This window comes from Acidithiobacillus albertensis (assembly GCF_001931655.1).
GTDB classification, from domain to species: domain Bacteria; phylum Pseudomonadota; class Gammaproteobacteria; order Acidithiobacillales; family Acidithiobacillaceae; genus Acidithiobacillus; species Acidithiobacillus thiooxidans.
Map to the genome: position 1 here is coordinate 1 of NZ_MOAD01000032.1, position 5,623 is coordinate 5,623.

Consider the following 5,623-nt stretch of genomic DNA (forward strand, 5'->3'; position numbering starts at 1 on the left):
ATTAGTTTTTTATAAGCATAGAAATATTTAAAAGGAGTCTGAATGGCAAAAAATAGGCTTGAAAAATTTACAGGATCTTCGGTGACTGGGGAGAGTACTCTGTTCAAAGTATTGCATTGGTTGATCGCCGTGCTGATTGTTTTTCAGGGCATATTGGGTGCTGCCAACATACGTATAGCCTGGCTGCAAGACCATCTGGCAAGTGCCATTGTGGTGCATGAAGAGATTGGGCTGCTTATTTTATTGCTCACGCTGTCGTTATTTATTGTACGGGTCATTACTGGACGCAGATCAGGCGCAGGCGCACAACCAAGTCACCAGCTATGGGCCAAGATGGTCCATGGTGCGTTTTATGGGCTCATTTTCGTTGAATGCGCCATCGGTATCTGGATGATGGGGCTTCTGGGTAAGGGCTTGACAATTCTGGCATGGCATATGCCGCTTCCCATTACCGCCGATCCCCACTTTGCTTTTTCTACTGTATTGCAATGGCATGCAGCAGTAGCGTTGACGCTGGCGTTTTTAATCGTTATTCATAGCCTGGCAGCACTTTATCATCATTACGTGCTTCGCGATCATACGCTGACCAGAATGTTACCCGTTCGCTTATCACGTACGGACCCCAAATCCTGATGTCAGTTTCCAGCTATTTTTTGAGCTATCTCCATGCCGCAGTCGTTTCGGTTTCGGGTGTGGTGGATCAATATGGGTTGGCCATAGTCGTGGCTGGATTGTTCCTGGAAAGCGCCGGTGTCATTTTTTTACCTGGGGAGACCTTGTTGATTGGTGCAGGTTTTGTAGCCAGCCAAGGTGCCTTTAATCCGCTAGTATTATTTGCCCTCGGCATAATAGGTACCAGTGCCGGTTGGTTCACCGCCTATTACATAGGTTACAAAGTCGGTATCAAATGGGTCAAAAAACATGGTCGATGGATAGGGATTACAGCAGAACGCCTTAATAAGACGCATACTTTCATGAATAAATATGGCTCCATAGTGGTGCTATTTGGCCGATTCATTGTTCCGTTGCGACAGCTTCAAGGCTACATCTCTGGATCCGCAGAAACAACACTACAGGATTTTTATCTCTGGAATATATTAGGTGCAGTCATATGGGTTGCGTTTTGGGGCGGCGCTGGATATTTTTTGGGAATGTTATAGATGTTTGTGATTTAATGTTCATAAAGTTACCTGTAAACGTGAAATGGAGGGCTACAATCATTTCTATTGATAGAATTAAATTTACATGGTGGTTATCATCATTCTTATTGTGTATAGCCACATTTTATGTGAGTCCTGCTTATGGAAAGCAAGTGATGACATTAAGCCAAATAGAAAATATTGCGCAGCAGTCACCGGCAATGCGCGAGAAAGAAAATGACGTACGTGCAGCCCGGCAGGAGATCAAAATTTTACACGCAGAAAGCTCGCCTATTCTCCAAGGGAGAATAAAGGCTGGTCATTATACCCACTTCAACTATGACGGTATTCCACGCGCCTACATTATGAAACCAAAACTCGGATTTAAATATTATTTATTTGGTGGAAATAAATATTTACGTCATATTACCGCTCAAGCGCAACCAGCCTATTACAAAAATCTGGCTCATTATGATTCAGAAAATAGGCTAATAAAGGTTAGGATACAGAAATCCTATATGTCTTACTGGGAGAATTATAAGATTGAACACAATTTCAAGAGGTTGTTATCGCTATTTAAACGTGACAAAAAAATCTCAAAAACCATTCCCAGCATTCTTGAAAGACTTCACCTGTCTGTTTATCTTGCGCACATGCGTTCAGAAGTGTTTTTACACAAGATGATAGAAACGGTTGGACAGAAGCTTCATTCATTTATTCCTGAAAGACCAAAACCATCCACACATAATGCCCATCACATTCCACCCAGTGTACTCCGTCTGCATCCTGCTATTGAAGGTCTAATTCGCTATTATCATGGTCAACGTCAACTTGGCTGGTTACGATTCATTGATGTAAAGCTGAAAGTTTTTATGCGGCCTTCATACTATCCTGAGGCGGGAAGAACGAAAATGGCGATCATTGGTGGTTTGTATCTGAATATGCCAATCGATATCAGCGGTGCAGTTCACCATGCCAACCAACAACTTGATCTTGATAAAGAAAACATCCTGCTTAAACTGAAGCAAGATGCACTGAAGCGTGAGCAATCCCATAAAATAGCGGAAATCAAGCTTCCAATCTATCGCAAGCAGTCACACTATTGGAATAAAAACGCACACCATTGGTTAATTTACATACAGAAAGCATTATCTACCTCTCACAATGTCAAGCCTACTCATACCATCATGAAGCGTTTATCACATGCGCTGAGAGCTTATCGGGAGGCTACGCTTAAATGGATTCATGCTGACGCTAAACTATCTGTAATGCATTCCCGTTCTTAAGGTGAGATAATTGATAAATGGGCATAAATCTTCTATATGTCCGGTAGCACCCATGAAAACCCCGCTATTTTCCGTGTGATTCCAGAGTGTCAGCCCCGTACCATCCCGTTCCTTTGAAACAGCCTGATAAGCACCACTATCCAGAAAAACATGACTGCGTATTTCTAGCGGACCTTTGTCGGATACAGGCGGAATGATGGTGTGGCCAACATAGGTCCGGGAGAGCGCTTCTTGACGCCGCGACGGCAAAAGCTGGTCTTTCCGTACACGATTCCTGAAATCGACGATCAAACTGCGACCCCACAAAACGTGATCCTTCCATGTCCCCATATCGTCAAAACCGACAATATAATGCCGGCGCTTCCAAAGCGGAGATGTCTCATCATCCAACACGGCGTCAGTCCAGGAATCATCCGAAAGTGCATTGGCAAGTTCAGCATGGGCAACATGGAATCGACCTTTTTCGCTCCCGACGACCCGCACTAAAGGCACCCGCTCCAATAAAGGCATATATTGTGCTACCCGGGTAAATCGCTTTGTCCATTGCCAACCCTTAATGCAAGTAAAAGCATATGCGTAATCCCGTTGCCGACGGTCTTTAGTTTTTCCGTGAATCCACGCCATCAGCATAGCGTCATGGTTGCCCAACACCGGATAAAACCAAGGGTCTTCCAGAAGTGCCAGGCACCCTGCTGAATCCGGGCCACGGTCCACCAGATCGCCCACACTGAAAAGGCGGTCCTTTCCCGTATCAAAAGACACCTGCGCCAGTAAGCCATCCAGCATAGCTCGGCAGCCATGCAAATCACCCACGATAAAGTCACGCCCGTCAGGATTAGCTGAATGCCGGGTTATGCGTGGATTATTGTCAAGAAATCTCATCCGATTCTCCGAACCAAATACAAAGTAAACAACTCATCACTAAAATCGATTCAAGACTTTCGGCTTGGGTGATTCTCGCAGAAATTTCCAGTAATGCTTTTTCACCTCAAAATAACGGGTTAGCCCGTAGCCCCCTAACAAAACAGAGATTCCCAGAAAAATCCAACCTACCGTCATAATCCAGCCATAATCAAAAAAGCGGATGAACACCAGACCGGACACGTTAAAATCCAGGGTCGTTCTCATGAATGCATACAGGGTACGTTTATTGGCTGCTGCCGTCCGGTCAAGTGCCAACCAGTCCTGGAGAATAAGGCTGTCTCTGTATTTATGTAAACGCTCCCGGTGGTCATCTATATGCAGCGCATGGAGCCATTTTACTTTATCCATCATTGTGCAGATTCCGATGATGAAAATAGGCTTGAGCCAGCAAAAAAATTCCGGCTACTAGTAAAATAGCCGCAATCAGGAAGCCCACGTATAGCACTACATCCCAAAAACTTCCTTTAAAAATAACCAGAAAAACCAGCGTAGCGATAATGGCAGTCATGAAATTCTTGAGGTAATCATTAAACGTGCGGGCAACTGCAAAAGCAGTACGATCCATCGCCAGCCAGTCCCGCAAGATCATTTTGTCGCGAGCGTAGTCGTCATAGGGAAGTCGCTGCATCGTCACTTTCCTCCCTATCTAATTCGTCTACATAGCCTTGATAATCGCGTTTCCTTTTGTGATAGAGGCGGAACCCCACCAGCCATAAAACAATCCCTATAGCCAAAGTCATATAACCTAGATCAGACCACCGATTTACTCCAAAAAACCGGATAAAAGTCATCCCTGCCAGAATAAGCACCAGAGCAGTGCGGGTAAAAGACAAGAGCGTACGCTCATTGGCGAGAATGGTCCGATCTAACGCCAGCCAATCCCGCAAAATAAAACCATGCGGCGAAAAACGATTTTTATAAAAAGACAATATATCCTCCTTAAAAAGCTATTTTAATCTAGTCCCAATAACTTCTAAACCAGGCACGAAATAAAAGGAAAACCTGACGTAGTTCCAGGACGATGACCCACACCAGCAGCAATCCTATGGCAGCAGGCATGACCAGTCAGAACCAGGCAAAAACCGAAAAATCAGAGATCACGGCTTTCTGATTCCGAGTAGTCCGTGCCGCCCATATATCTTTGCAGCAAGTTTAATCGCGCTCCAAGCCGTTCTAATTCCTCAGCTGCTTTATCCGCAACAGAAAGATCGTCATGCTGTTGCTTCGCTAGAGCGCGTAATCTACGCACCAGGTCACGGGCCATATCATCCTCGCTCATACTGGAAAGACACGCATCACCGTTCAAGCGCATCCATCAAACGCGCAATCGTTTCAGAAAGCTGAAAAACTGCAGAACGGATTTGATCCTGGGATACATCCATAAAAATCTGACCGTCTTTTTCCTGTACGCCTACGCCCATGTGCTTCAGGATATGTTGAATCCTTTTTTCAAGATCGCCCTTGCTCGACGAGGTATTTTCGTCACGCAGGTACGTCCGGATGCGCCCGCCGTCCGTTAGCCGCACGATACCATCTGGGCGTTTTTCCACGTAAAGCAGCAAGGGATCACAATCTGCAAAAGAAAATGGTGATTTAATGAGCATTCGCCCATTATGGGCAAATATCTTTACATCCATGAGAAACGGACTCCTTGTTTCCAACAGCAGGCCAACTCCGCCTTGTTCGACCATTCAACCGGCATCCGGCTATGTGTGCCCCAACCCGGAAAACCGACGGCTTTCACAATCGGCCTGGAAAGCCACCAGATAAATCTGAGACAAACAGACTCCGTCCATGTTCACCAAAAGCCTGCGGCACGTTACAATGCCTCTCGAATATCTGATCGACATCCTGCTGATCTTCATGGATTTTTGCCTTCCAATGAAAGCGGCAAACCCCTTCCATAACTTCCGGCGCTTTCTGGTTGATGAGAAATGATTCGCCCCACTGCCTAAAGAAAAAAGGCGCCTGGGTCTGCTCGCGTTGCTTCTGTATATATTTTACCCATTCTGGGTGAATGGGCCGGGATATGGTCCAGGCTCCCTATGAATAAGTTTACTTTTATTGACATCAGAGCATTTTTTTCAATTCATATATGACGTTGAAGAGTGAGTGATAGAATACACTGTTATCCAGGTTTCAGAGGCTGCCTATGAATAGTTTTGAATGGTCTTTGACAGGGCTTCTTGATTGATCTGGTCGATTGCCGCCAGCAGGCGGCAATCCAAATGGCGGTGTACTGTCTATGGTGCGCTGGCGGGGCTGCAACCGCCG

General features: G+C 45.5%; 10 protein-coding genes. 3 read left to right on the plus strand and 7 right to left on the minus strand.

The annotated features are described in order from the left end of the window. The first annotated feature begins 42 nt into the window (after window positions 1-42). The 3 genes from BLW97_RS16670 (at window position 43) to BLW97_RS16680 (ending at window position 2,425) form a co-directional block, all read left to right on the plus strand. Complete coding sequence (locus BLW97_RS16670; RefSeq protein WP_075323994.1) at window positions 43-633, plus strand: cytochrome b; 591 nt, start codon at window positions 43-45, stop codon at window positions 631-633. A gap of 77 nt (window positions 634-710) precedes the next feature. Next, window positions 711-1,160, plus strand: coding sequence for a DedA family protein (locus BLW97_RS16675; protein ID WP_242947859.1), 450 nt, complete (start codon window positions 711-713; stop codon window positions 1,158-1,160). 155 nt (window positions 1,161-1,315) lie between these two features. Beyond that, complete coding sequence (locus BLW97_RS16680; RefSeq protein ID WP_077218517.1) at window positions 1,316-2,425, plus strand: hypothetical protein; 1,110 nt, start codon at window positions 1,316-1,318, stop codon at window positions 2,423-2,425. On the opposite strand, the gene BLW97_RS16685 is transcribed toward BLW97_RS16680, so the two are convergent. The 7 genes from BLW97_RS16685 to BLW97_RS20510 form a co-directional block, all read right to left on the minus strand. Continuing rightward, a complete protein-coding gene (locus BLW97_RS16685; RefSeq protein WP_075323995.1) occupies window positions 2,399-3,307 on the minus strand; it encodes a metallophosphoesterase in 909 nt (302 codons plus the stop codon). The genes BLW97_RS16680 and BLW97_RS16685 overlap by 27 nt on opposite strands. Window positions 3,308-3,346: 39 nt before the next feature. After that, window positions 3,347-3,700 (minus strand): DUF202 domain-containing protein, encoded by a 354-nt coding sequence (locus BLW97_RS16690; RefSeq protein ID WP_226831333.1) that lies wholly within the window; start codon window positions 3,698-3,700, stop codon window positions 3,347-3,349. After that, the gene (locus BLW97_RS16695) at window positions 3,690-3,977 is read right to left on the minus strand and encodes a hypothetical protein (protein WP_024895325.1); all 288 of its coding nucleotides are present in this window, start codon (window positions 3,975-3,977) and stop codon (window positions 3,690-3,692) included. Before BLW97_RS16695 ends, BLW97_RS16690 begins: the two co-directional genes overlap by 11 nt. Next, complete coding sequence (locus BLW97_RS16700; protein WP_065975086.1) at window positions 3,958-4,278, minus strand: DUF202 domain-containing protein; 321 nt, start codon at window positions 4,276-4,278, stop codon at window positions 3,958-3,960. Before BLW97_RS16700 ends, BLW97_RS16695 begins: the two co-directional genes overlap by 20 nt. A gap of 161 nt (window positions 4,279-4,439) precedes the next feature. Beyond that, a complete protein-coding gene (locus BLW97_RS19535; RefSeq protein ID WP_158006158.1) occupies window positions 4,440-4,613 on the minus strand; it encodes a hypothetical protein in 174 nt (57 codons plus the stop codon). Between the two features lie 31 nt (window positions 4,614-4,644). Continuing rightward, window positions 4,645-4,986, minus strand: coding sequence for a DUF1828 domain-containing protein (locus BLW97_RS16705; RefSeq protein WP_024894962.1), 342 nt, complete (start codon window positions 4,984-4,986; stop codon window positions 4,645-4,647). A gap of 103 nt (window positions 4,987-5,089) precedes the next feature. Beyond that, window positions 5,090-5,380 carry a DUF5131 family protein gene (locus tag BLW97_RS20510; RefSeq protein ID WP_139110716.1) on the minus strand — a complete coding sequence of 97 codons (291 nt, stop codon included), beginning with the start codon at window positions 5,378-5,380 and terminating at the stop codon, window positions 5,090-5,092. Between the last annotated feature and the right edge of the window lie 243 nt (window positions 5,381-5,623).